The sequence below is a fragment of the Bradyrhizobium sp. 137 genome, assembly GCF_023074095.1.
GTDB lineage: Bacteria > Pseudomonadota > Alphaproteobacteria > Rhizobiales > Xanthobacteraceae > Bradyrhizobium.
Genome location: NZ_JADPKU010000129.1, coordinates 111,589 through 133,504 on the forward strand (window position 1 = coordinate 111,589; position 21,916 = coordinate 133,504).

The window sequence follows — 21,916 nt, forward strand, 5'->3', positions numbered from 1 at the left end:
GTCCACAGCTGGACACGTGAGACCATGTTCGCCCTGACATTTCTCGGAACCTCGGCCAGTGTTCCGTCGGCGGAGCGTAACCATCCGGCGCTCCTGGTCGAGGCGGCGGGCAAGCGCGTTCTGGTCGATTGCGGCGAGGGCACGCAGCGCCAGTTGCTGCGCGCTGGCGCCGGCTTTCGGCGGCTCGACCGCATCCTGCTGACGCATGCCCATCTCGATCACGTGCTCGGCATTCCCGGTCTCTTTTCAACGCTGGGGTTGCGGCAGAGCGCCGACATGATGACCGTTCATGCAGGGCAGCGCACGCTCGACCTCGTCGTCCGCCTGCTCGCAAGCCTGTGGGGCGCGGGCAGGGCGCCGATCGCGGTGGAGTTCGCGCCGCTGACCGAAGGGCAGGTCATCGATGCCGGCGCCTTCACCATCGGCTGCTTTCCGGTTCGCCATCGCGACACCGACAGTTTTGGCTTCGCCTTCCAGAGTCCCGCCCGCCGCCGTCTTCGGCCGGAGCGCCTTGCTGAGCTGGGCGTTCCAGACGGGCCGATGCGGGGAGAATTGGCTGCGGGACGAGCAGTCGTGCTCGCTGATCGAACCATCGACCCGGGAGACGTCCTGGGGCCGCCGAGCGGCGGCAGGAAGCTCATCGTGATCGGCGACACCGAAACGACCGAAGACCTCTCCAAATACGTTTCTGGCGCCGATCTGCTGGTGATCGAGGCAACGTTCCTCGATCGCGACGCATCGACCGCGCGGGACTATGGGCACCTCACTGCGCGCGATGCGGCTGCATTTGCGGCCGAAACCGGCGTCGGCCAGCTTGTGCTCACGCATCAGTCGGGCCGCTATGACGACGATGAGGTCCTTGCGGAGGCAGCCAGAATTTTTCCGAACACCCGGATAGCTGCCGACTTCGACCGCATTGCCGTCTAGCACTCGCGACGGCGTTCAGGTCGTCAATCCCGACTTGATGGCGAGGTCCTGCACCTGGCGCGTCACCTGCATCAGGCGCGGGAGCGCCTGATCGCGAAAGGCCGGCATGTCCATGCGCACCGCATCGATGGTGACGCTCAATCCCCCGATCGCGAGCCCCTGAGCGTCGAAGATCGGCGTTGCCAGCGTGCGCAGGCCGTAGGCGTTCTCGCCGTCGGAGACGGCGTGCCCCTTCTTTTTCACCTGGTCGAGTCGGGCGAGCAGGGCGTCGAGGTCGGTGAGCGTTCGCTCCGACAGCTTGACGCGCGGTCGCGACTCCAGCCGCTCGATCTGCTCGTCCCGCGCCAGATGCGCCAGCATGACATGGCCGAGCGCGGCGCTATAGGCCGGGATTCGCGTGCCCGGCCGGCGATCCATCTTGTGACGATCGAGGCCCGCGCCGACCCGTGCGAGATAGACCACGTCGCCGCCATCGAGGATGCCGAGCGAGGCCGCATCGCCGACATCAGGAACGAGGTCGCGCAGCAGCGGCTCGACGATCGGCCGCAGCGATCCGTGCGACAGCACGGTATAGCCGAGGTCGAGACAGGCAACGCCCAGGCGAAACCGGCGGCTCTGCGGAACGGCCTGAAGGTAGCCAAGTTCGATCAAGGTCTGGATCAGGCGGAATGCGGTGCCGCGATCGAGGTCGGCCCGTGCGGCAATCTCACTCAGGGTGAGCTCGAAGGCTTCGCCGGTGAAGCTCTTGAGCACGGCAAAGGCCTTGCCGACGGATGCGACGTAGTTCTTTGGATTCGTTGCGCCAGCGCCCGGTACGCGTTTCGTGGCCTTCTTTTCGACCTTGGGCACGTGCGAATGTCTCGCCATGACATGTCCCCTTGACGTGGCGGCAAGCTGATTTTACCACGGGCCAACTGCATAACAAATGTTCGCATTCCGAACAATATCGATTTAAGGATGGGAGGAAGTTTGTCGACATCATCGCTGCACCCTCATGGCGTGTTCTCCGCCGCGCTGACGCCGCTCGACGCCGAGCTCGCTCCCGATCATGCGCGCTTCGTCGCGCATTGCCGCTATCTGCTCGACCAAGGCTGCGACGGCATCGCGCTGCTCGGCACGACCGGCGAGGCGAACTCGTTCTCGGCCGCCGAGCGCATCGCGCTGCTCGAAGCGGTGGTGGCCGCCGGCATCGCGCCGCAGCGGCTTCTTCCGGGCACCGGTGTCGCCGCGCTCAGCGAGACCATCGCCTTGACGCGTCATGCGCTCTCGGTCGGCGTCGACACCGTGGTGATGCTGCCGCCGTTCTACTACAAGGGCGTCACCGACGACGGCATTTTCGCATCCTACAGTGAGGTCGTGCAGCGCATCGGCGATGCCAGGCTCAGGATCGTGCTCTATCACATCCCGCAGATGTCAGCGCAGCCGATCTCGCATGCGCTGATCGAGCGATTGCGTGCGGCCTATCCGGCGACGTTCACCGGCATCAAGGATTCCTCCGGTGACTTCGTCAATATGACCGCGATGGTCGAGCGCTTCCCCGGCTTTTCGGTACTGGTCGGCGCCGATCCGTTGCTGCTGCCGCTGCTCCGCAAGGGTGGTGCCGGCTGCATCACCGCGACCTCCAATCTCGTCGCGCGCGACCTTGCCTATGTCTATAAGCATTTTCGCGACAGCGACGACGACGCCGCCCTCAAGGCGGCGCAAGCGCGTATCGTCAAGGCGCGCGAGTTGGTTTCGCGCTTCGCACAGATGGCGTCATTGAAGGCGCTGGTGGCCGAGCGCACCGGCCATGCCGGATGGCAACGGCTACGTCCGCCGCTGGAATCCTTAGCGTCGGCCCAAGTGAAAGAGCTGCTTGCGGATGCCGCCGCATTCGCAGCCGCCGTTTAGTCGCGACGCGGCAGCGAGGCGATCCGATGTCCGACTCCTTCCAGGATGCGCTGCCCGGGCTCGCTGACATCGTCGGCGACAAGCACGTCATCCCGTCCGGACCCGACCATGAGCCCTATGTGGTGGACTGGCGCGGTCGCTATCACGGTCGCGCAATCGCGGTGGTGAAGCCCGCCTCGACCGCCGAGGTCGCCTCAATCGTCAAATACTGCGCGGCAAGGCAGCTCGCGATCGTGCCGCAGGGCGGCAACACAGGCATGTGCGGGGCCGCGACGCCGGACGATCGTGCGGGCAATGTCGTGATCCGGCTCGACCGTCTGCGGGCCGTGCGCGACGTCAGCCCGCTCGCCAACACGATCACGGTGGAAGCTGGCTGTATCCTCGCCGAGGTGCAGAACGCAGCCCGTAGCGTCGATCGCTATTTTCCCTTGAGTCTGGGTGCCGAGGGCTCCTGCCAGATCGGCGGCAACATCTCCACCAATGCCGGCGGCACGGCCGTGCTGCGCTACGGACCGACACGCGATCTGGTCCTCGGGCTCGAGGTCGTGCTGCCCGACGGGCGTGTCTTTAACGGCCTGCGCGCGCTGCGCAAGGACAACACCGGTTACGCGCTCAAGCAGCTCTTCATCGGCGCAGAAGGCACTCTCGGCATCGTCACGGCGGCGGTCCTGAAACTGTTTGCACCGCCGCGCAGCTTCGCGCTGGCGCTGCTGAAATTGCAAGGCGTCGAGCAGGCGCTCGAGATCATGCAGCGCCTGCGCGGCACAGTCGGCGACCGGCTCGGCAGCCTCGAGATCATGTCGCGCTCGCAAATCGAAGCGATTGCGCAGACCGTGCCGCATGTCACGATCCCATTCGAGCTGACGACGCCTTGGTATCTGATCGTCGAACTGACCGACACGCTCGCAGGCGTTGACCTCGACGAACCGCTCGCCACGGTGCTCGCGGCAGCGATGGAGGCCGGGCTCGCTGAAGACGTGATCTTCGCGTCCAACCTTGCGCAAGCCAAGGCGATCTGGGTGGTCAGGCACAGCGTGTCCGAAGGCAACAAGCGCAGCGGCTATGTCGTGTCGCATGACAGCGTGGTGCCGCTGGAGAGGCAGGCGGCCTTCGTGACCAATGTCGAAGCCCGGATCAAGGCCGCCGTCCCGCATGCGCGCGTCGTGATGCACGGCCATATCGGCGACGGCAACATCCACGTGATCGCCCTGATTGACCGCGCGCGTTGCCAGGATGGCGCTGCCACGGCCGCGCTGGTGGCGGAGATCAACGAGATCGTCGACGACGAGACCGCCGCGCAGGGCGGAGCCATCAGTGCCGAGCACGGCATTGGCATCACCAATTGCGGCCGCCTCGCTCGCGTTACTGATCCCCTCGACATCGAGCTGATGCGTGATATCAAGCGCTTGCTCGACCCGAATGGACTGATCAATCCGGGCAAGATCTTTAGTGCCGGAGGCGCGCGACGATGACGAGCGTCCGCCTGCTTGCCGACGATCTCTCCGGTGCACTCGACACCGCGGCGGAGTTCGTCGGTCTGTGCGGGCCGTTCGACGTCACCTGGCTACCTGCGCCTGCAGTACCGAACAGTCGGAGCCTCGCGATCGATAGCGGTACCCGCGAGCGGTCGAAAGCCAAGAGCGTCGAGATCGTTGGACGACTGGCGCCGCAGCTCCGCGGGGCGACGATCGCCTACAAGAAGGTCGATAGTCTCCTTCGTGGCGCGTGGGCGGCCGAGCTCGGCGCCTGCCTGCATAGCGGCGATTGGGCGTCCTGCGTAGTCGCGCCCGCCTTCGACTATCAGGGGCGCCGCACCGTGGATGGCCAGCAATTCGCGCGCACGCTACAAGGCGAGTGGCATCGCGTCGGCGACAATCTCCTGACCGAGCTGCGGCAGGAAGACATCGAGGCGCGGCAGGGCGGGGCCGATACGCTATCGCAGGGCGGCGTTCAGGTTTTCGATGCCGAAAGTGATATCGACCTCGATCGTATCGTCCAGATGGGACGGCGGATGCCAGGGCCTGTGCTGTGGTGCGGAAGCGGTGGGCTCGCCGGCGCGCTCGCCCGCAGCCATCGCGCCGAGGCGCCGGGCCAATTGAAGCTGCCGGTGCTGGGGCTGTTCGGCTCGGATCAGCCTGCGACTGCGTCTCAGCTGGCCGCGTGCGGCGCGGCAACCATCGCACTTGCGGAAGGCGGGAGCGCGGCGCCTGTCCGGCACAAGCTTGCCGATGACGGCGTGGCACTGGTCAAATTCGCTCTCGCCGAGGGCCTGGCCCGCGCCGAGGCGGCGCGGCGGATTGCGCGCGAAATGTCGGCACTGATCGCGGCGCTCGAACCTCCGGGCACGCTGATCGTTGCCGGCGGCGAGACCCTGAAGGCGGCGTGCGTTGCCCTTGGCGCGCATGCGCTCCAGGTGACGGGACGTATTGTGCCGGGACTGCCGCGCTCGATCTTGCAGGGCGGCCGTTGGGCCGGCGTCGACGTCATCTCGAAATCCGGTGCATTCGGACCAAGCGAGCTCTGGCGCGATCTACTCCGGGACAATCATTTGCTCAATATGGGGAGCCCGACATGACCTCTTGTCATCTTGCCATCACCATGGGTGATCCCGCCGGGATCGGGCCGGAGATCATCGTCAAGGCTTGCGTCGCGCTGAAGGACCGGATCACGAAGGGCGATCTGCGCCTGTTGATCATCGGCAGCGGCGCGGCGCTTGATGGCGCGAGAGCGGCACTCGGCGCCAATGTCGCCATTCCCGAAGTCAGTGTCGAGGACCCCGACTGGTCCAATCTCTGTTTTCTTCAGGCCGACGTCGAGGGCGACCCGATCAGGCCTGGCGTGCTCAGCGCCGATGGCGGCCGCTTTGCCTACAAAGCGATCGAGCAGGGCGTGCGCCTGACGCAGGCGGGCCGCACCGCCGCCATCGTCACGGCGCCGCTGAACAAGGAAGCGCTCAACAGGGCCGGCTATCATTTTCCTGGACATACCGAGATGCTCGCACATCTCACCGGCGTGCGCGGCTCGGTAATGCTGCTGGCCCATGGCAACATGCGCGTCAGCCATGTCTCGACCCATGTCGCGCTGGAGGACGTGCCGAAGCGCCTGACGCCGGAGCGCCTGCGCATGGTGATCGACCTCACCGATGGCGCGCTGCGCCGGCTCGGCATCGAACGGCCGAAGATCGCGATCGCTGCGCTCAACCCGCATGCCGGCGAGGGCGGTCTGTTCGGCCGGCAGGACATCGACGTCTCGGCGCCGACGATCGCCAGGGCGGTCGCCGACGGTCTCGACGTCGTCGGCCCCGTGCCTGGCGATACCATTTTCGTCAAGCTGCGCGCCGGCCAGTACGATGCTGCGGTCGCGATGTATCACGACCAGGGCCACATCCCGGTCAAGCTGCTCGGCTTCCAGGTCGATCCCGCGACCGGCCGCTGGCAGGAGCTCTCCGGCGTCAACATCACGCTAGGCCTGCCGATCATCCGCACCTCCGTCGATCACGGCACCGCCTTCGACATTGCCGGCAAGGGCATAGCCAACGAGCACAGCCTGATCGAGGCCATCGATTATGCCGAGCGGCTGGCCGCAGGCGCTTCCGCATCCAAGTCATGAGATCGAACACGATGACCAACGCCTTCACGCCCATTGAAATCCTCCGCCCGACTGCGATCGAGTTCGGCTGCGGTACAATCGCCGCCGCAGCGCGTTTCGCCGAGCGGATCGGCGCCAAACGGCCGCTGGTGATCTCGGACCCATTCAATGCGCAACGCGTCGATACGCTTGCGTTGCCGGGCTCAGTGAAGGTGTTCGGCGATGTGAAGCCCGAGCCGGACTTGCCCAATCTCGAGAAGGCTGTTGCCATGGCGCGCGACGCCAAGCCCGATCTCGTCGTCGGGTTCGGCGGCGGCAGCGCGATGGATCTGGCCAAGCTGGTCGCGGTGATGTGCACGAGCGACGTGGCTTTCGCCGACATCGTCGGGTCAGAGAAAGTGGCCAGCCGCAACGTGGCGCTGATGCAGATTCCCACCACGTCGGGCACTGGCAGCGAAGCCGGCACCCGCGCGCTCGTCACCGACCCCGTGAGCCAGAACAAGCAGGCGGTGCAGAGCCGCGTCATGCTGGCTGACATTGCCATCGTCGATCCGGATCTGACAATGACCGTGCCGAAGGAGGTCACTGCGGCGACTGGCGTCGACGCGCTGGCGCATTGCGTCGAGGCTTATACCAGCCGCAAGGCGCATCCGATGATCGACCTCTATGCGCTCGAAGGCGCGCGCCTGGTTGGGCTGTATCTCAAGCGGGCGGTGGCCGATGGTGGCGATCGCAAGGCGCGCGCGGGCCTGGCGCTGGCCTCGCTCTATGGCGGCTATTGCCTGGGACCGGTGAACACGACCGCCGGCCATGCGGTCGCGTATCCGCTCGGCACGCGTCACCATGTGGCGCATGGGCTTGCCTGCGCGGTGATCTTCCCGCACACCCTGGCCTTCAATATGCCGGCCGTGGAGGCGAAGACCGTCGCGGTGCTCCAGGCGCTTGGATTGCCGAAGCAGGGCGATGCAAAGCTGGCGTTCGACGCAACCTACAAGTTCTGCGCCGATCTCGGTATCGAGATGCGGTTGTCGGGGCTCGGCGTGTCCAGGGACGACCTCGGCGTGATGGCCGACGAGGCGTACGCCATTCGCCGCCTGCTCGACAACAATCCGCGCGATCTTAGCCGGGATGCGATCCTGCACATGTATGAGGTCGCGTTCTAAAGCATGATCCGGAAAAGTGTGTAGCGGTTTCCGAAACGATCATGCTCAAACAAAAACCTAAAGCGCGATGCATCACGCTTTAGCCATCCCCGCCGCTCGTTCGCGGCAGCCAATCAACAACACTGAAAACAGAGGAAACTTCGATGAGATCGCTGTGGCTTGTTCTTGCCTCACTCATGCTGCTGGCGGCGTCGCCGGCCAAGGCCCAGGACGGTTATCCGTCCAAGCAGGTGACGGTGATCGTGCCCTTCGCCGCCGGCGGCACCGCGGATATCTTCGCGCGCATGGTCGCCAACGATTTGCAGGTGAAGTTCGGCAAGCCCTTCGTGGTCGAGAACGTCGGCGGCGCCGGCTCGATCCTCGGCGTGACGCGGTTAGCGAGGTCGGCGCCGGATGGCATCACGCTCGGTCTTGCTAGCACGTCTGCGCTCGCAATCAACCCCACGCTCTACGGGCCGAAGCTCAGCTATCAGGCGGACAAGGATCTTGCGCCGGTCGCCCAGATCAGCGTCGTGCCCAATGTGCTTGTCGTGAACCCCAACAAGATCAAGGCGCGCACCGTGCCGGAGCTGATCGCCTATCTGAAAGCCAATCCGGACAAGGTCTCGTTCGGCTCGGCCGGCGTCGGCACCTCGCAGCATCTGGCAGCCGAATTGTTTCAGCAGATGACCGGCACCAAGATGGTGCACGTACCCTACAAGGGCTCCAGCCAGATGCTAACTGACCTGTTGAGCGGCCAGATCGATCTCGCCTTCGACAACGTGCCGCTGCTGTTGCCACAAGTGAAGACCGGCCAGCTCGCGATGCTTGCGACCGCAACGCCGAAACGCGCCACTTTCGATCCTGAAGTGCCCGCCGTCGCCGAATTCCTGCCGGGCTTCGAGGCCGTGGCCTGGCACGGCTTCTTCGTGCCATCAGGCACACCGAAGCCGATCGTCGAGAAGCTCTCGGCCGAAATCCGCGTCTTCATGCAGCAGCCGGAGACGGTGCAGAAGATGGCCGAACTCGGCGCCACCGCGGTCGCGGTGGATTCCGAGCCCTTCAAGGCCTACATCGTCTCCGAGACCGAGCGGTGGAAGAAGGTGATCGAAGCCGCGAACATCAAGCTGGACTAAGCGCCTAAGGCGCTGGCGACGTTCGAGACGTCTGCGGGGCCGGACCGTGACCCGATCGCCTCATGCGGTCGGGCGCGGTCCTTGTCGCCGCGGACTCCGACCTCTCGTGCCATCGCCCGTCGAGACAACCCAGTACCGCAGCGCTTGCCAGCCCAGAGCCGAGCGGGTAGAACGCTGCCACGCCTGAGCCGTGATTTGCGCCAAACGCGCTTCCGGCCACGGTCGAGCAAGTCGACAAGTCCTTGAATTTGTTCGACTATTCCGGTGGGGAATGGTGTAACGGTAGCACAACAGACTCTGACTCTGTTTGTCTTGGTTCGAATCCAGGTTCCCCAGCCAATTCCGGGCGCTTTTTCCCAGACTTAACCCCCCGGCCTCTCTGCGGCAGGGACCAAAATTCGTTGACGGCACCATCGATCGCGACCGTTTGCCTCATCTGAAAATCGCGTTTCGTGTCGGATCGCAGTGCGCCCCATCGTCCTCGGACCACACACAACCGAAGGAGATCCGTGATGCCCTATGTCGATGGTTTCGTGCTGGCCGTGCCGAAGGACAAGATCGAGGCCTACAAGGCGCTGGCGACGACCGCCTGCGCGCTCTGGCTGGAGCACGGCGCGCTCGACTATGTCGAATGCATCGGTGACGACGTTCCCTATGGCGAGCTCACCTCGTTTCCGCGCGCGGTCATGGCGAAGGAGGACGAGATCGTGGTTTTCTCCTGGATCGTCTACCGCGACCGGGAGACCCGCGATGCCATCAACAAGAAGGTGATGGCGGACCCGCGGCTCAAGTGCACCGACATTCCATTCGACGGCAAGCGCATGATCTATGGCGGCTTCTCGACGCTGCTTCGGGCAGGCGACATCGCGACCTGACGGCGCTCGTTACTTGATCTTGTCGTAGGCCGCGGCGAAGTCGTTGAGTGGCATCGGGATCGCGATCGTTTCCTTGGCCATGTTCTGGAAGGAAACCTTCAACTGCTTGCCCACCCGCAAGGCGGCGAGCAGATCCGGCGCGACCGGCGTCGAGGCGTAGCAGCCGCGGTTCTCGCAGGTCTGGATCTCGAGATCGAACGTCTTGCCCTCGTCGACCTGGAGCTTGGCGCCGACGGGCAGGTTGAGGCCGAGCGGCAATTGCAGCAGCGCGATCGGCGTGCGGGTGTCGGGCGCGATGCGGATGTTGATCAGGATGACGGTCTGGCCGGTCTTGGTCAGTACAGCGTTCTGCTCCATTGCGCATTCGAGCGGCGCGTCGCGGCTCGCGCTGGTGCAGCGCACGATCCAACCGGGCTGGCCCGGAGCGCCGTCCGCCTGCGCTTGCGTCGGGACAGGCGCGGGATGTGCGGTCGAGGTAGGCGGAGCGGCGTTCTTCTTGGCGCCCTGCTGGGCATACGCAGCGCTGGTCGACAACAAGACAGCGGCGAGGGCGACAAGTCTGGATTGCATGAACATGGCGAAACCGCGTTAGCGTGAACCGTGAGTCCCGCTGTAGCGTCGCGAGAGGTGCGGTGCAAGCTTACTCGGCGGCTTGCTTGACGGTGCTGTGCTCGGGCGCCTCGTCGCCTTCGCCGTCACCCGAACGGCCCCAGGTGGAGAACCAGTTGTTGAGCTTGTCGAGATAGAGATAGACCACCGGCGTGGTGAACAGCGTCAGCGCTTGGCTGACGATCAGGCCGCCGACCATGGCGTAGCCGAGCGGTTGGCGGATCTCGGCGCCGGTGCCGTGGCCGAGCATCAGCGGCACGCCGCCTAGCAGCGCGGCCATCGTGGTCATCATGATTGGCCGGAAGCGAAGGAGCGCGGCCTGGCGGATCGATTGCTCCGGCGTCTTGTGTTCGTCGCGTTCGGCGGCGATCGCGAAGTCGACCATCATGATGCCGTTCTTCTTCACGATGCCGATCAGCAGGATGATGCCGATCAGCGCGATCAGGCTGAAGTCGAAGCCGGCCGCCATCAAGATCGCGAGCGCGCCGACGCCGGCCGAGGGCAGGGTCGACAGGATGGTGATCGGATGGATATAGCTCTCGTAGAGGATGCCGAGGATCAGGTAGACCACGACGAGCGCGGCGAGGATCAACAGCGGCACGGTGCCGAGCGATTGCTGGAACGCCTGCGCGGTGCCCTGGAAGCTCGAATTCAGCGTCGGCGGCGCGCCGAGCTCGGTCATCGCCCGCTGCACGGCTTCCGTGGCCTGGCCAAGCGCGGCGCCTTGCGCGAGGTTGAAGCTGATCGTGATCGCCGGGAACTGACCCTGATGGCTGATCGAGAGCGGGCGGACCGGATCGGTGGTCCAGGTCGCGAAGGTCGACAGCGGCACCTGCTCGCCGGTCAGCGGCGATTTCAAATAGAGCTTGTTCAGGCTTTCGAGATCGCCCTGCATCTCGGGCAGGATCTCGAGGATCACCTTGTAGGTGTTGAGCTGGGTGAAATACTGCGTGACCTGCCGCTGGCCGAAGGCGTCATACAGCGTGTCGTCGATCATCTGCGGCTGGATACCATAGCGCGAGGCGGTGTCGCGGTTGATCTTGAGCTGGACCGTGGTGCCCTGCGTCTGCTGGTCCGTCGCGACGTCGCGCAGCTCCGGCAACGTCTGCATCTTGGCGAGGATCTTCGGTGCCCAGTCGTTGAGCTCGGCGAGATCGGCGTCCTGTAGGGTGAACTCGAACTGCGTGCGGGTCGGCCGGCCGCCGAGCCGGACGTCCTGGGCCGCTTGCATGTAAAGACGGGCGCCCTCGACCTTGTCGAACTGCGGACGCAGGCGCGCGATGATCTGCTGAGCCGATGCCTCGCGCATATCGCGAGGCTTCAGTGTGATGTACAGGGCGCCATTGTTGCCGGCGCGTCCGCTGCCGCCGATCGCCATGGCAACGCTCGCAACGTCGGGATCGGCCAGGATGATCTTGCCGAGCTGCTCCTGGCGTCTGAGCATCTCCTTGAAAGAAATGTCCTGCGAGGCTTCGGACGTGGCCGTGATCAAGCCGACGTCCTGTTGCGGGAAGAAGCCCTTCGGGATCAGAATGAACAGGTAAATCGACAATCCAAGCGTGGCGAAGAAGATCGCGAGCGTGGTGCGGCGCCAGGCCAGAGCGTGGTCGAGCACATATTCGTAGCCGCGCAACATGCCGTCGAAGGCGCGCTCACTCCATTGGTAGAACTTGCCGTGGGTCACCTCGCCATGCGCGCGCAGGAAGCGCGAGGCCATCATCGGCGTCAGCGTCAGCGACACGAACATCGAGACGAAGATCGTCATCGCCAGCACTACGGCGAATTCGCGGAACAGGCGCCCGATGATGCCTCCCATCAGCAGCAGGGGAATCAGCACCGCGACCAGCGAGATGCTGATCGAGACGATGGTGAAACCGATTTCCTTGGAGCCCTTGAAGGCCGCCGCGAGCGGGGATTCGCCTTCCTCGATATAGCGGGTGATGTTCTCGAGCATCACAATGGCGTCGTCGACCACGAATCCGACCGCGATGGTGAGCGCCATCAGCGACAGATTGTCCAGCGAATAGCCGACCACCCACATCAAGGCGCACGCACCCAATAATGCCAATGGCACCGTCACCGTGGGAATGACGGTGGCCCAGAAGCTGCGCAGGAAGATGAAGATGACCATGACCACGAGCGCGATGGTCAGCAGCAGCGTGAACTGGACGTCCTCGACCGCGGCACGGATCGTGGTGGTGCGGTCGCTGATCAGCTCGATCTTGATTGCGGGCGGAATAGCGGCCACCAGCCTGGGTAGGGTGGCCTTGATGCGGTCGACAGTGTCGATGACGTTGGCACCGGGCTGCTTGAAGATCACCAGGAACACGCCGCGCTTGCCGTTGGCCCAGGCCGCCTGCTTGGCGTCTTCGGCGCCGCTGACCGCCTGGCCGATATCGCGGATTCGCAAGGGGCCGCCATTGCGATAGGCGATGATGACGTCGTTCCAGTCCTTGGCGTGGGTGAGCTGGTCGTTGGCGTAGATCGTGTAGGCGCGCTTGGGCCCGTCGATATTGCCCTTCGGGCTGTCGACGGTGGTAATGGCGATCTGGCTGCGGACGTCCTCCATCGACAGGCCCTTGGCGACGAGCTTCGCCGGGTCGATTTGAATGCGGATGGACGGCTTCTGCTGGCCGCCGATGAAGACCTGCGCGACGCCGGAGAGCTGGCTGATTTGCTGGGCGAGCTGGGCGTCGACGGCGTCGCTGACGCTGGTCAGCGGCAGTGTCTCGGAGGTGGCCGACAGCAGCAGGATCGGGGCGTCCGCAGGGTTGACCTTACGGTAGGTCGGCGGCGAGGGCAGGTTCTTCGGGAGCTGGCCGCTGGCGGCGTTGATCGCCCCCTGAACGTCGTTGGCGGCGCCGTCGATGCTGCGATTGAGGTCGAACTGGATGGTGATCGACGCCGTGCCCAGATAGCTCGTCGAGGTCATCTGGGCGATGCCGGGAATTTGGGCGAATTGCCGCTCGAGCGGTTGCGCCACCGACGAGGCCATCGTCTCGGGGCTGCCGCCCGGCAGGTTGGCGGTGACCTGGATGGTCGGGAAGTCCACCTGCGGCAGCGGCGCAACCGGCAGCAGGGGATAGGCGACGAGGCCGACGAAGAGAATGCCGGCCATCAGCAGCGAGGTGCCGATGGGATAACGGATGAAGAGTGCCGAAATCCCGCCCTCGGTCATTCCTGTCGCACCTTGTTCTGGGCCGGATCCGAGCTCGCCACCGCTGTCGAGACGAGGCTTCCAGGCTGCACCTTGAACTGACCGCCGGTGATGACCTGCTGCCCGGGCGTGAGGCCTTCATCAATGACCGAACGTCCATCGATGCCATAGCTGACCTTGATCTTGTGCACTTCGGCCTTGTTGTCCTGATTGACGGTATAGGCGTACAGGCCGTTGGTCGAATGCTGGACTGCATCATCGGGAACGACGGTCGCATCCCTCAGCGTCCGCACCAGAAGACGCGTCGAAACCGACTGGCCCGGCCACAGCGAGTGGTCCTTGTTGTCGAACACCGCCTTGAGCCGAATAGTCCCGCTGCTCGCGTCGACCTGGTTGTTGATGACGGCGAGCTTACCTTCCGCCAGCGTCTTCTTGCCGTCGGTGGTGAAGGCGATCACCTTGAGCGCGCCGGCCTTCTGGCCTTCGCTGATATAGGGAAGCTGGTCTTCCGGTGCCGTGAAGATCACGGCGATCGGCTCGACCTGCGAGATCGTGACGATGCCGGTCTGCGTCGATGCGTTGACGATGTTGCCAATGTCGACCTGGCGCAGCCCCGCGACGCCCGTGATCGGCGCCTTGATCTGGGTGTAGTCGAGCTGGGTCTGGGCGTTGGCGATCGCTGCTTCGTCGGCGGCGATCTGGGCGGTGAGCTGGGCGACGGTGGAGCGCTGGGTATCGACCCGCTGTGCGGTTGCGAATTCGCCGAGCCTCATAGCGCGCTGGAGTTCGAGATTGGCGTTGGCGAGGTTTGCCTCGTCCTGCGCCTTCTTGGCCTTGGCCTGATCGAGGGCGGCTTGATAGGGGCGGGGATCAATCGAGACCAGAAGCTCGCCTTGCTGGACGATCTGGCCTTCGCGGAAGGCGAGCTTGTCGATCTGACCATCCACCCGGCTGCGGACTTGGACGGTGTTGAAGCCCTGAACCGTGCCGAGACCGGTCAGATAGACCGGAAAGTCGGTCTTCTGGACCGGGGCAACGCTGACCGGGACGGGCTGCGGCCGGGGCGGAGCTTTCTCGGCTGTCTGGGTCTTTCCGGCCCCAGGCGAGCCGAATTTCTGCCAACCATAGTAACTCGCGGAGCCCACGGCCGCGATAATCAGAATCCAGAGGATCGGCCGTGTTTTTTTCATATCGGCTCGGCGGCTCTCGTGCCCCCAAGCTACGAATTATGGGGCAATCATAGGGTTCCAGCGCGCTTGTATAATACACGCCAAGTTTAAGTGTAAACAGCACTATCGGTCGAGAATCCTAAACAATTGGAAAGCTTTGCACCCCATGCAGCAGTCTGGCGCGGCGGTGTGCAATGCTGCTTTTTTCCGACTCGAACGATCCGCGTGCGAGCGCTGCCCAATGCCCCGGACGCCGTGTGTGTGGCGCTGGGGGACAACGCGGAAAGCCACCAGGTCGGCAGGTCACGAGAAGGGTTCTAAATCGCGCGCAGCCCGTTTCGGTTGTCAGGAAAATCAGCATCGGTCATATCGGCGCCGCCACGAATGGAGCGCAGCGATGGACGAATTGAACGGCAAGCTGATCGCGTGTCAGATTCTGATCACGGGGCTGATCGCGCGCGTCGCCAACGAGCAGCGCGATCCCTTCCGCTTTCTCACCGACTTCCGCGACGAGATCAAAGCCGTCGTCAACGGCGTCAACATCGCGGGGATGGGCAACACCGATCGCGTGCGTGCGGTCGCGCAGAAAACTGTCGACGAATTGTTCTCGCTGATGAAGCCGCCGAGCAGCGACTGATGCCACGAGCACGACGCCGATTTCGCGGCGTTTTCGCGCTCGTTTTAGAACGACTCCAATCTTTGGTTAGAATGATTTCAAACAGCAGTTTAGAATCGTTTTGATCTGGACCTATTCAAGCGTTCTCGCGGCGTGCTCGCATTGACCCGCTATTTTGTGGCCGATACCACAGCCCATCGTTCATCGAAGTGAATGAGCGAACAGGAAGATGGGGCGTTTGGTAATGGGGCAGGTGGTCGCACCGAAGTCGTTGCGTTCGGTCGTAGCGTTCAACTCAATGGATGAGAAGTCCGCTGGCATTTCCGGCAAGAAGGTTTCAGCAGTCGCGAGCTTGATTGCGGTGGCGTCGGTGTCAAGCGGCGCAGAAGCACAGCAGTCGAACCTGCCGCCGGTGACGGTCGATGCTCCGGTCCAACGTCCGCGTCCGGTGGCCTCGAAGCCTTCGCCGGAGCAGGTCCGCGCCCGCAACGCGCTTCGCCGCGCCGCGCAGCGGCAGCAGGCAGCCCAGCAGACTGCGCCCTCCGTCCCCGCGGGCGAAGTGGACCGCAATCCGTATTCCGATCCGGCGGCGCCGTACAAGGTCGACCACGTCCAGGCTTCCGGCAAGTTTCCCGAGAAGATGCTGAACACGCCCAAGACCATCACGGTGCTCAGTAAGGAAGTGCTCGAGGACAAGAACGCGACGACGCTGAAGGAGATCGGACGTTCGACCGCGGGCGTCACGCTGGGCTCGGGCGAGGGCGGCAACGCGTTCGGCGACCGCTTCTTCATCCGCGGTTTCGACGCGCGCAACGACGTCTTCATCGACGGCATCCGCGATCCCGCCGTGTCCATCCGCGAGAACTTCTTCACCGAGCAGATCGAGATTCTGCGCGGACCGGCATCCTCCTACGCCGGCCGCGGCACCGCCGGCGGCGCGATCAACATCGTCACCAAGCAGGCCGGCGACGTCAACTTCAAGCGGATGGACAGCGAGTTCGGCACCGATCAGACCAAGCGCGTTACGCTCGACGTCAACCAGGTCATCGATCCGACCTTCTCGGTGCGTGCGGGCGGTTTGTTCCAGGACGCCAATGTCGCCGGGCGCAACTACGTGACCGATAATCGCTGGGGCAGCTTCATCTCGACGAAGTACACTCCGACCAGTGACATCAAGATCACAACGAACTACGTCCATACCGACCTCAGCGGCTATCCCGATTTCGGCGTGCCCTATTACAAGCAGGGCAACGTGCCGGTGACCTCGGCCGGCATTCCGCGCGAAAACTGGTACGGCTTCCTCAAGCGCGACTTCCAGACCGCGCGGCAGGATTTCGGCACCGGCACGATCGAGTACAAGGTCAACGAAGCCATCACGCTGACCAGCAAGGTGCGCGGCGAGCATTCACTGCTCAACTACATCGGCACGCTGCCGCAGAACCCGAATACCACCAGCCCCAACCGGCTGCTCTGGACCACGACGGCGAGCGCACAGAGCCGCTACCAGAACGTGGACGTGTGGGCCAATCAGAACGAGGCCACGTTCAAGCTCGACACAGGAGGCGTCAAGCACACCGCGGTGTTCGGCGTCGAATATTCGAACGAGAACATCTCGATCGACCGTTATGCCGGCCTTGCGTCGGAACTGTCCGGCTCCGGATTCACGAGCAACGGTGCTGTCCAGGGCGTCAATCTTTACTCCCCCCAGTTCACCTACATTCCCTTCGGTATACCGTCGCTAATTGGAAATCCGACGCGCTATGGCGTCAACACCAGCAGCGTGTATGTCATGGACACCGCGAATTGGCAGGACACGATCATCGTCAATGGCGGCGTCCGCTACGACGGCTATAGCCAGAGTTCGTCGACCAACGCGGCTTATCTGAAGCAGAACGCCGACCTGGTGAACTACAACGTCGGCCTGGTCTACAAGCCGATGACGATCGGCAGCCTCTATGCGGCTTATGCAACCTCTGCCAATCCGTTCGGATCAGAGCTTGATGCGACCGCTACCGATTACGGTGGTGTTCCGCCCAACACGGCCGTCTTGCTCGGGCCCGAACGCAACAAGGCGATCGAGCTCGGCACCAAATGGGAGCTCGCCGATCGCCACCTGCTGGTGACCGGCGCGCTGTTCCAGACCACCAAGGACAATGCGCGCGAGACCAATGCCGCGGGCTTGCTCACCTCCAATGCGGCCTACCGCATCCAGGGCATCGACATCGAGGCCGAAGGCAAGATCACTGACCGCTGGAGCATCTTCGGCGGCTTGGTGCTGATGCAGTCGAAGGTTACGCAGAGCAACATCCCCTCCAATATCGGCCTTCAGCTTGCCAATATTGCCCACCAGTCGTTCAGCATGCTGACCAAGTACAAGTTCGACGGCGGCTGGGAACTGGGCGGCCAGGCGGTGTACCGCTCGAAAGTCTATGGCGGCACGTTCGCGGCCAACACCAACGAGCTGCCGAGCTATTGGCGTTTCGATGCCTTCGTCGAGAAGAAGATCGACCAGAACTGGACCATGAAGTTCTACGCGCAGAACCTGACCAACAAGCTCTATTACGACTCATTCTATCGCAGCAACGTACCGTTCGTGGCGGTCGCGCCGGGGCGGGCGTTCTACATCGTGACGACAGCGAAGTTCTGATCATGTTGACGTGCCTGCCTGGCGTTCTCAGCAAGGATGATGTGGCGGATTTCCGCCGCATCATGGATGCCAGCGACTGGGAGGACGGCCGCTCCACCGCCGGCGCGCAGTCGGCGATGGTCAAGCGCAACGAGCAATTGCCGCCGGATGGCGAAGTCGCGCGCAAGCTCGGCAACCGCATCATCTCGGCGCTGACGTCGAACCCGCGCTTCATCGCGGCGGCAATCCCGCTCCAGATTTTCCCGCCGCTGTTCAACCGCTATGCGGCGAGCAGCGGTCACCATTTCGGCCTGCACGTCGACAATGCGATCCGCGGCGACCGCCTGACCGGCCTTCGCATCCGCACAGACCTGTCGGTCACGCTTTTCCTCGCCGAGCCGGAAGAGTACGACGGTGGCGAACTTGTGATCGAGGACACCTACGGATCGCACGAAGTCAAGTTGCCAGCCGGCGACTGCGTGCTCTATCCCTCGAGCAGCCTCCATCTGGTCACTCCGGTGACGAGGGGAACGCGGGTTGCGTCTTTCCTCTGGCTTCAGAGCATGGTACGGGACGATCAAGCCCGAAGCATGATCTTTGACCTCGACACCGCGATTCAGGCGCTGGTGGAACGGCTCGGGCGTGACGATCCCGAAACGGTCAAATTGACGGGTATCTATCACAACCTCATTCGCTACTGGGCCGAAGTATGAAGATCATGACCTTCCAAGCCAGCCTTGCCGCCGCCGCGATGCTGGCCGCCGCCTGGCTCGCATCTCCTGCTTCCGCCCAGATACAAACCCCGCCGGCGCCGGCGCAATCGACGGCTCAGCCGGCCCCGGCCGGTGCGCCGCCAGCGGCTACCGCACCTGCTGCCCCGGCACCTTCGGCTTCGACCGCAACCGCGCCCGCTGCTGCGACGGCGCCCCCCGCGACCGCCGCTTCGACCGCCAAGCCCGATGCAGCGGCCGCCATCGCGCCGGCCATGAAGGAATTGTCGCCCTGGGTGATGTTCATGTCGGCGGACGTCATCGTGAAGGCGGTGATGATCGGGCTCGCCTTTGCTTCGCTGGTGACTTGGACCGTCTTCATCGCAAAGTCGATCGAGCTGTCGGTTGCTTCCACCAAGCTGCGCTCGGCGCTGAAGAAGACCGCAGAGGCGCGCTCGCTCGCGGAAGCCCAGATGGCGCTCGGCACTAAGGAGGGCATCCTGCCATCCTTCCTGACGGCGGCCCTGCGTGAGGCGCGGATGTCGGCCGGCCTGTCAAGCGATGCCGGCATCAAGGAGCGCGCCGCTTCGAGCTTTGCCGAGATCGTGCGCGCGGAACAGCGCCGCATCCGCATCGGCATGGGCGTGCTCGCCACCATCGGCTCGACCTCGCCCTTCGTTGGCCTGTTCGGCACGGTCTGGGGCATCATGAACAGCTTCATCGGCATCTCGAAGTCGCAGACCACGAACCTCGCCGTGGTCGCGCCCGGCATCGCCGAGGCGCTGCTCGCCACCGCAATCGGTCTCGTCGCCGCGATCCCCGCCGTCATCATCTACAACCATTTCGCGCGCGTGACGAAAGGCTATCTCGAGCTCGTCAGCCGCGCCTCGGGCGCTGCGGGACGGCTGCTCTCGCGCGATCTCGATCGCAGCCACGGCAGCGTGCATTCGCGCGCAGCGGAGTGAACCATGGGCGTTTCGCTCGCAGACAACGACGGCGAAGACGACGATTTCTCGGAAACGCATGACATCAACGTCACACCGTTTATCGACGTCATTCTGGTGCTGCTGATCATCTTTATGGTCGCAGCGCCGCTCTCGACCGTCGACCTGCCGATCGATCTGCCGACGTCGAGCGCGACGCCGCAGAAGAAGCCAGACAAGCCGACCTATCTCAGCATCAAGCCCGATTTGACGCTTGCGATCGGAGAGAACCCGGTCCATCGGGCGGAGCTGATCGGCACCCTCGACGGTCTGTCCGACATGAGCAAAGACAAGTATGTCTTCCTGCGTGCCGATCGCTCTGTGCCGTATGGCGAGTTGATGGGGGTCATGGAGCTCTTGCGCTCAGGCGGCTATACGCGGGTGAAGCTGGTCGCGCTGGAAGGCGCTCCGGGGGCGCCCTCGGCAGGCGCCGCTCAGCCTTAGAGGCGCACCATGTCGAACGAACCCAGACCATCCAGGAAGCTTTGGGTCTTGGCGGCGGTGGCGGCGCTCGCGCTTCATCTGGGTGGTGCGGCGCTCGCGCTGGCGCACCTGCAAGCCGATGACGGCGACGACGGTCTGGGTGCGGCCGGCGCCGAGTTCGCCGTCGAGGTGGCCTCGCCAAAGGCGCCCGATACCGACCTTCCGCCCGGGCCTGACAGCGAAGCGATGCAGGAGCAGCAGGCGCTTCCCGAGCAGAAGGCTGAGACCAAGGAAACCGAGCTGCCAAAGGATCAGTCGCAACAGGTCGACGATCCTGATCGGGTCGTCACTGAGAACATCTCGAAGAAGCCGCAGGACGAGGATCCGAAGATTGCGGCGGTCGAAACTCCCGCTGCCGAGGCCTCGCCGAAGTCGGTTGCCACGGCACGGCAGGCACTCGATGAAGACGCGCGCGAGGCTGAGAAGGCCTTGGCGCCGGTGCTTGGGCTTGGCAAGGACATCCTGAAGATTACCGCGGACTGGAACCGCAAGATCAGCGCGCATCTGACGGCCCACAAGGTCAAGCCGGAGGGCAAGGAGCCCAATAACCAGAAGGTCAAAGTGAGCTTTGCGATCAACCGCAGAGGAAACGTGCTTTCGGTCGAGGTCGTTGAGTCGTCCGGGGACGCGGCTTACGATGCGGCGGCAGTCTCGATTGTCCGTAAATCCGATCCCATTCCGCAGCCGCCCGCCGGGCTGACAGAGGACCGGTTCGAGCGCACCGTCGACATCATTTTCACGCCACCGGACGCGAAGAAAAAGAAGAAGACGGCTCAGCGCCAGTAGAGCCGGATCCCGACATAGACCACGATTAGACAGGCAAAGATCAGCGCCACCGGCAGCGGCCGTTTCTGGGTTCCGGCGAATGCCGTCGCCCCGAAGGCGGCGGCCTTCTTTGGCTTGGGGGTCGGGCGGCGGAAGGCGGTAACATTATCCGCCGCCGTTTCAGGCGGACGGGGGCGGACGTCAGGCGGCGTTCCCGCTCCGCCCATCTCGGCATAGTAGGCCTTGTAGATCGCGCCGATGGTGGCCTCGGTGGCTTCGCCCTCGCTCATCTCCGCCAGCAGGTTCTTGTAGCTCGCGAGGAACTCCTGGGCTTCCGCAGGCAGCGCGGACGCCCCGTTGAGCTTGGCCATCATCTTCCATGTGGCAAAATCGGCGCGGGCGCGGGTGTCGGCGCGTCGCGCGATCAGCATATCGGCAGCTTTGACCAAGTCGGCCTCTGGCCCTTCGGCTTGTGTTCGGGTGTCGCTGTTCAACTACACATTGCCGGTCAGGAACAGAACAGCCTGAATCACATAACCGGTCAACGTTCGCAGTATTGCTGAAATAACATCAAGATTTAGACCGAACTGCGAACCCGCCAGCGGCAGCAGGATCAGGAGGCCGATCAGGATCAGCATCCCGACTGGCTCGAGCCGGGCCAGCGGCAAGGCAAGCCGCTGCGGCAACAGCCCGACCGCGACCCGACCCCCGTCAAGCGGTGGGATCGGCATCATGTTGAACACCGCCAGGATCGCGTTGATCACGAGGGCATTCTTGAGGTTGTCCGCAACCCATTTCGCCGAACTCGCGGGCACCAGTGGCAGGGCATGAAAGGCGAGGGCGGCGGCGAGCGCCAGCAGGACGTTGGTGACGGGCCCGGCCAGCGCCACCCAGACCATGTCGAGCCTGGGGTTGTTCAGCTTGCGGAAATTGACCGGCACCGGCTTGGCGTAGCCGAACAGGAACGGCGAATGCGCAAACAGCAGCATCGCCGGCAGGATCAGGGTCCCGAACGGGTCGATGTGGCGGAGCGGATTGAAGCTGACGCGACCGAGCTGCGAGGCTGTGTTGTCCCCGAGCTGATGCGCGACGAAGGCGTGCGCAGCCTCATGGAAGGTGATGGCGAGCAGCACCGGCATCACCCAGACGGATAGATCATAAAAAGAAATGTTCACCAGCTCATCCGTTTCGGCTTCTGCCCGCGCGCCTCCCAAAGCAGGCCGTATAGGGCCACAACCCT

The 21,916-nt window shown here is 64.0% G+C and carries 20 protein-coding genes and 1 tRNA gene; 15 read left to right on the forward strand and 6 right to left on the reverse strand.

Features of this window, described 5'->3' with window-relative positions; all coding sequences use genetic code 11:
• The first annotated feature begins 24 nt into the window (after nt 1-24).
• The gene (locus IVA78_RS33060; protein WP_247276890.1) at nt 25-927 is read left to right on the forward strand and encodes a ribonuclease Z; all 903 of its coding nucleotides are present in this window, start codon (nt 25-27) and stop codon (nt 925-927) included.
• Between the two features lie 15 nt (nt 928-942).
• On the opposite strand, the gene IVA78_RS33065 is transcribed toward IVA78_RS33060, so the two are convergent.
• Entirely contained in the window at nt 943-1,794 is an 852-nt protein-coding gene (locus IVA78_RS33065; protein ID WP_247276891.1) for an IclR family transcriptional regulator, read from the reverse strand.
• A 102-nt stretch (nt 1,795-1,896) separates the two neighbouring features.
• On the opposite strand from IVA78_RS33065, the gene IVA78_RS33070 reads away from it, so the two are divergent.
• From IVA78_RS33070 to IVA78_RS33105, 8 genes are all read left to right on the forward strand, one after another.
• A complete protein-coding gene (locus IVA78_RS33070) occupies nt 1,897-2,817 on the forward strand; it encodes a dihydrodipicolinate synthase family protein (protein ID WP_247276892.1) in 921 nt (306 codons plus the stop codon).
• A gap of 26 nt (nt 2,818-2,843) precedes the next feature.
• Entirely contained in the window at nt 2,844-4,289 is a 1,446-nt protein-coding gene (locus tag IVA78_RS33075) for an FAD-binding oxidoreductase (RefSeq protein WP_247276893.1), read from the forward strand.
• Complete coding sequence (locus tag IVA78_RS33080) at nt 4,286-5,392, forward strand: four-carbon acid sugar kinase family protein (RefSeq protein WP_247420197.1); 1,107 nt, start codon at nt 4,286-4,288, stop codon at nt 5,390-5,392. The genes IVA78_RS33075 and IVA78_RS33080 overlap by 4 nt, the downstream gene beginning before the upstream one ends.
• The gene (pdxA, locus tag IVA78_RS33085; protein WP_247276895.1) at nt 5,389-6,426 is read left to right on the forward strand and encodes a 4-hydroxythreonine-4-phosphate dehydrogenase PdxA; all 1,038 of its coding nucleotides are present in this window, start codon (nt 5,389-5,391) and stop codon (nt 6,424-6,426) included. Before IVA78_RS33080 ends, pdxA begins: the two co-directional genes overlap by 4 nt.
• Before the next feature lie 11 nt (nt 6,427-6,437).
• Nucleotides 6,438-7,568, forward strand: coding sequence for an iron-containing alcohol dehydrogenase (locus IVA78_RS33090; protein WP_247276896.1), 1,131 nt, complete (start codon nt 6,438-6,440; stop codon nt 7,566-7,568).
• 143 nt (nt 7,569-7,711) lie between these two features.
• Nucleotides 7,712-8,683 (forward strand): tripartite tricarboxylate transporter substrate binding protein, encoded by a 972-nt coding sequence (locus tag IVA78_RS33095; protein ID WP_247276897.1) that lies wholly within the window; start codon nt 7,712-7,714, stop codon nt 8,681-8,683.
• Nucleotides 8,684-8,948: 265 nt separating this feature from the next.
• Nucleotides 8,949-9,022: transfer RNA gene (locus tag IVA78_RS33100), tRNA-Gln, on the forward strand.
• A gap of 173 nt (nt 9,023-9,195) precedes the next feature.
• Complete coding sequence (locus tag IVA78_RS33105) at nt 9,196-9,558, forward strand: DUF1428 family protein (RefSeq protein ID WP_247276898.1); 363 nt, start codon at nt 9,196-9,198, stop codon at nt 9,556-9,558.
• 9 nt (nt 9,559-9,567) lie between these two features.
• Here the strand turns inward: IVA78_RS33105 and IVA78_RS33110 are convergent, their stop codons facing one another.
• The 3 genes from IVA78_RS33110 to IVA78_RS33120 form a co-directional block, all read right to left on the reverse strand.
• Entirely contained in the window at nt 9,568-10,134 is a 567-nt protein-coding gene (locus IVA78_RS33110; protein WP_247276899.1) for an invasion associated locus B family protein, read from the reverse strand.
• Between the two features lie 64 nt (nt 10,135-10,198).
• Nucleotides 10,199-13,345 carry a multidrug efflux RND transporter permease subunit gene (locus tag IVA78_RS33115; protein WP_247276900.1) on the reverse strand — a complete coding sequence of 1,049 codons (3,147 nt, stop codon included), beginning with the start codon at nt 13,343-13,345 and terminating at the stop codon, nt 10,199-10,201.
• Nucleotides 13,342-14,514 carry an efflux RND transporter periplasmic adaptor subunit gene (locus tag IVA78_RS33120; protein ID WP_247276901.1) on the reverse strand — a complete coding sequence of 391 codons (1,173 nt, stop codon included), beginning with the start codon at nt 14,512-14,514 and terminating at the stop codon, nt 13,342-13,344. Before IVA78_RS33120 ends, IVA78_RS33115 begins: the two co-directional genes overlap by 4 nt.
• Before the next feature lie 376 nt (nt 14,515-14,890).
• Between IVA78_RS33120 and IVA78_RS33125 the strand changes: the two genes are divergently transcribed.
• The 6 genes from IVA78_RS33125 (at nt 14,891) to IVA78_RS33150 (ending at nt 20,697) form a co-directional block, all read left to right on the forward strand.
• Nucleotides 14,891-15,130: a hypothetical protein gene (locus IVA78_RS33125; RefSeq protein ID WP_247276902.1), complete on the forward strand. Its 240-nt coding sequence runs from the start codon at nt 14,891-14,893 to the stop codon at nt 15,128-15,130.
• Nucleotides 15,131-15,353: 223 nt separating this feature from the next.
• Entirely contained in the window at nt 15,354-17,756 is a 2,403-nt protein-coding gene (locus IVA78_RS33130) for a TonB-dependent receptor (RefSeq protein ID WP_247276976.1), read from the forward strand.
• 2 nt (nt 17,757-17,758) lie between these two features.
• Nucleotides 17,759-18,448, forward strand: coding sequence for a Fe2+-dependent dioxygenase (locus IVA78_RS33135; RefSeq protein WP_247276903.1), 690 nt, complete (start codon nt 17,759-17,761; stop codon nt 18,446-18,448).
• Nucleotides 18,445-19,410, forward strand: coding sequence for a tonB-system energizer ExbB (gene exbB, locus IVA78_RS33140; RefSeq protein ID WP_247276904.1), 966 nt, complete (start codon nt 18,445-18,447; stop codon nt 19,408-19,410). The genes IVA78_RS33135 and exbB overlap by 4 nt, the downstream gene beginning before the upstream one ends.
• A gap of 3 nt (nt 19,411-19,413) precedes the next feature.
• Nucleotides 19,414-19,872 carry a TonB system transport protein ExbD gene (gene exbD, locus IVA78_RS33145; RefSeq protein ID WP_247276905.1) on the forward strand — a complete coding sequence of 153 codons (459 nt, stop codon included), beginning with the start codon at nt 19,414-19,416 and terminating at the stop codon, nt 19,870-19,872.
• 9 nt (nt 19,873-19,881) lie between these two features.
• A complete protein-coding gene (locus tag IVA78_RS33150) occupies nt 19,882-20,697 on the forward strand; it encodes an energy transducer TonB (protein WP_247469445.1) in 816 nt (271 codons plus the stop codon).
• Here IVA78_RS33150 and IVA78_RS33155 read toward each other — a convergent pair.
• The gene (locus IVA78_RS33155; protein ID WP_247276977.1) at nt 20,685-21,107 is read right to left on the reverse strand and encodes a hypothetical protein; all 423 of its coding nucleotides are present in this window, start codon (nt 21,105-21,107) and stop codon (nt 20,685-20,687) included. The genes IVA78_RS33150 and IVA78_RS33155 overlap by 13 nt on opposite strands.
• 63 nt (nt 21,108-21,170) lie before the next feature.
• The gene (locus tag IVA78_RS33160; protein ID WP_247276907.1) at nt 21,171-21,851 is read right to left on the reverse strand and encodes a site-2 protease family protein; all 681 of its coding nucleotides are present in this window, start codon (nt 21,849-21,851) and stop codon (nt 21,171-21,173) included.
• Between the last annotated feature and the right edge of the window lie 65 nt (nt 21,852-21,916).

What these genes read in the sequence shown, in the direction of transcription:
- IVA78_RS33060 (WP_247276890.1), top strand. Translation starts at nt 25, where the DNA reads ATGTTCGCCCTGACATTTCTCGGAACCTCGGCCAGTGTTCCGTCGGCG.
- IVA78_RS33065 (WP_247276891.1), bottom strand. Translation starts at nt 1,794, where the DNA reads ATGGCGAGACATTCGCACGTGCCCAAGGTCGAAAAGAAGGCCACGAAA.
- IVA78_RS33075 (WP_247276893.1), top strand. Translation starts at nt 2,844, where the DNA reads ATGTCCGACTCCTTCCAGGATGCGCTGCCCGGGCTCGCTGACATCGTC.
- IVA78_RS33080 (WP_247420197.1), top strand. Translation starts at nt 4,286, where the DNA reads ATGACGAGCGTCCGCCTGCTTGCCGACGATCTCTCCGGTGCACTCGAC.
- pdxA (WP_247276895.1), top strand. Translation starts at nt 5,389, where the DNA reads ATGACCTCTTGTCATCTTGCCATCACCATGGGTGATCCCGCCGGGATC.
- IVA78_RS33090 (WP_247276896.1), top strand. Translation starts at nt 6,438, where the DNA reads ATGACCAACGCCTTCACGCCCATTGAAATCCTCCGCCCGACTGCGATC.
- IVA78_RS33095 (WP_247276897.1), top strand. Translation starts at nt 7,712, where the DNA reads ATGAGATCGCTGTGGCTTGTTCTTGCCTCACTCATGCTGCTGGCGGCG.
- IVA78_RS33105 (WP_247276898.1), top strand. Translation starts at nt 9,196, where the DNA reads ATGCCCTATGTCGATGGTTTCGTGCTGGCCGTGCCGAAGGACAAGATC.
- IVA78_RS33110 (WP_247276899.1), bottom strand. Translation starts at nt 10,134, where the DNA reads ATGTTCATGCAATCCAGACTTGTCGCCCTCGCCGCTGTCTTGTTGTCG.
- IVA78_RS33115 (WP_247276900.1), bottom strand. Translation starts at nt 13,345, where the DNA reads ATGACCGAGGGCGGGATTTCGGCACTCTTCATCCGTTATCCCATCGGC.
- IVA78_RS33120 (WP_247276901.1), bottom strand. Translation starts at nt 14,514, where the DNA reads ATGAAAAAAACACGGCCGATCCTCTGGATTCTGATTATCGCGGCCGTG.
- IVA78_RS33125 (WP_247276902.1), top strand. Translation starts at nt 14,891, where the DNA reads ATGGACGAATTGAACGGCAAGCTGATCGCGTGTCAGATTCTGATCACG.
- IVA78_RS33130 (WP_247276976.1), top strand. Translation starts at nt 15,354, where the DNA reads ATGGGGCAGGTGGTCGCACCGAAGTCGTTGCGTTCGGTCGTAGCGTTC.
- IVA78_RS33135 (WP_247276903.1), top strand. Translation starts at nt 17,759, where the DNA reads ATGTTGACGTGCCTGCCTGGCGTTCTCAGCAAGGATGATGTGGCGGAT.
- exbB (WP_247276904.1), top strand. Translation starts at nt 18,445, where the DNA reads ATGAAGATCATGACCTTCCAAGCCAGCCTTGCCGCCGCCGCGATGCTG.
- exbD (WP_247276905.1), top strand. Translation starts at nt 19,414, where the DNA reads ATGGGCGTTTCGCTCGCAGACAACGACGGCGAAGACGACGATTTCTCG.
- IVA78_RS33150 (WP_247469445.1), top strand. Translation starts at nt 19,882, where the DNA reads ATGTCGAACGAACCCAGACCATCCAGGAAGCTTTGGGTCTTGGCGGCG.
- IVA78_RS33155 (WP_247276977.1), bottom strand. Translation starts at nt 21,107, where the DNA reads ATGCTGATCGCGCGACGCGCCGACACCCGCGCCCGCGCCGATTTTGCC.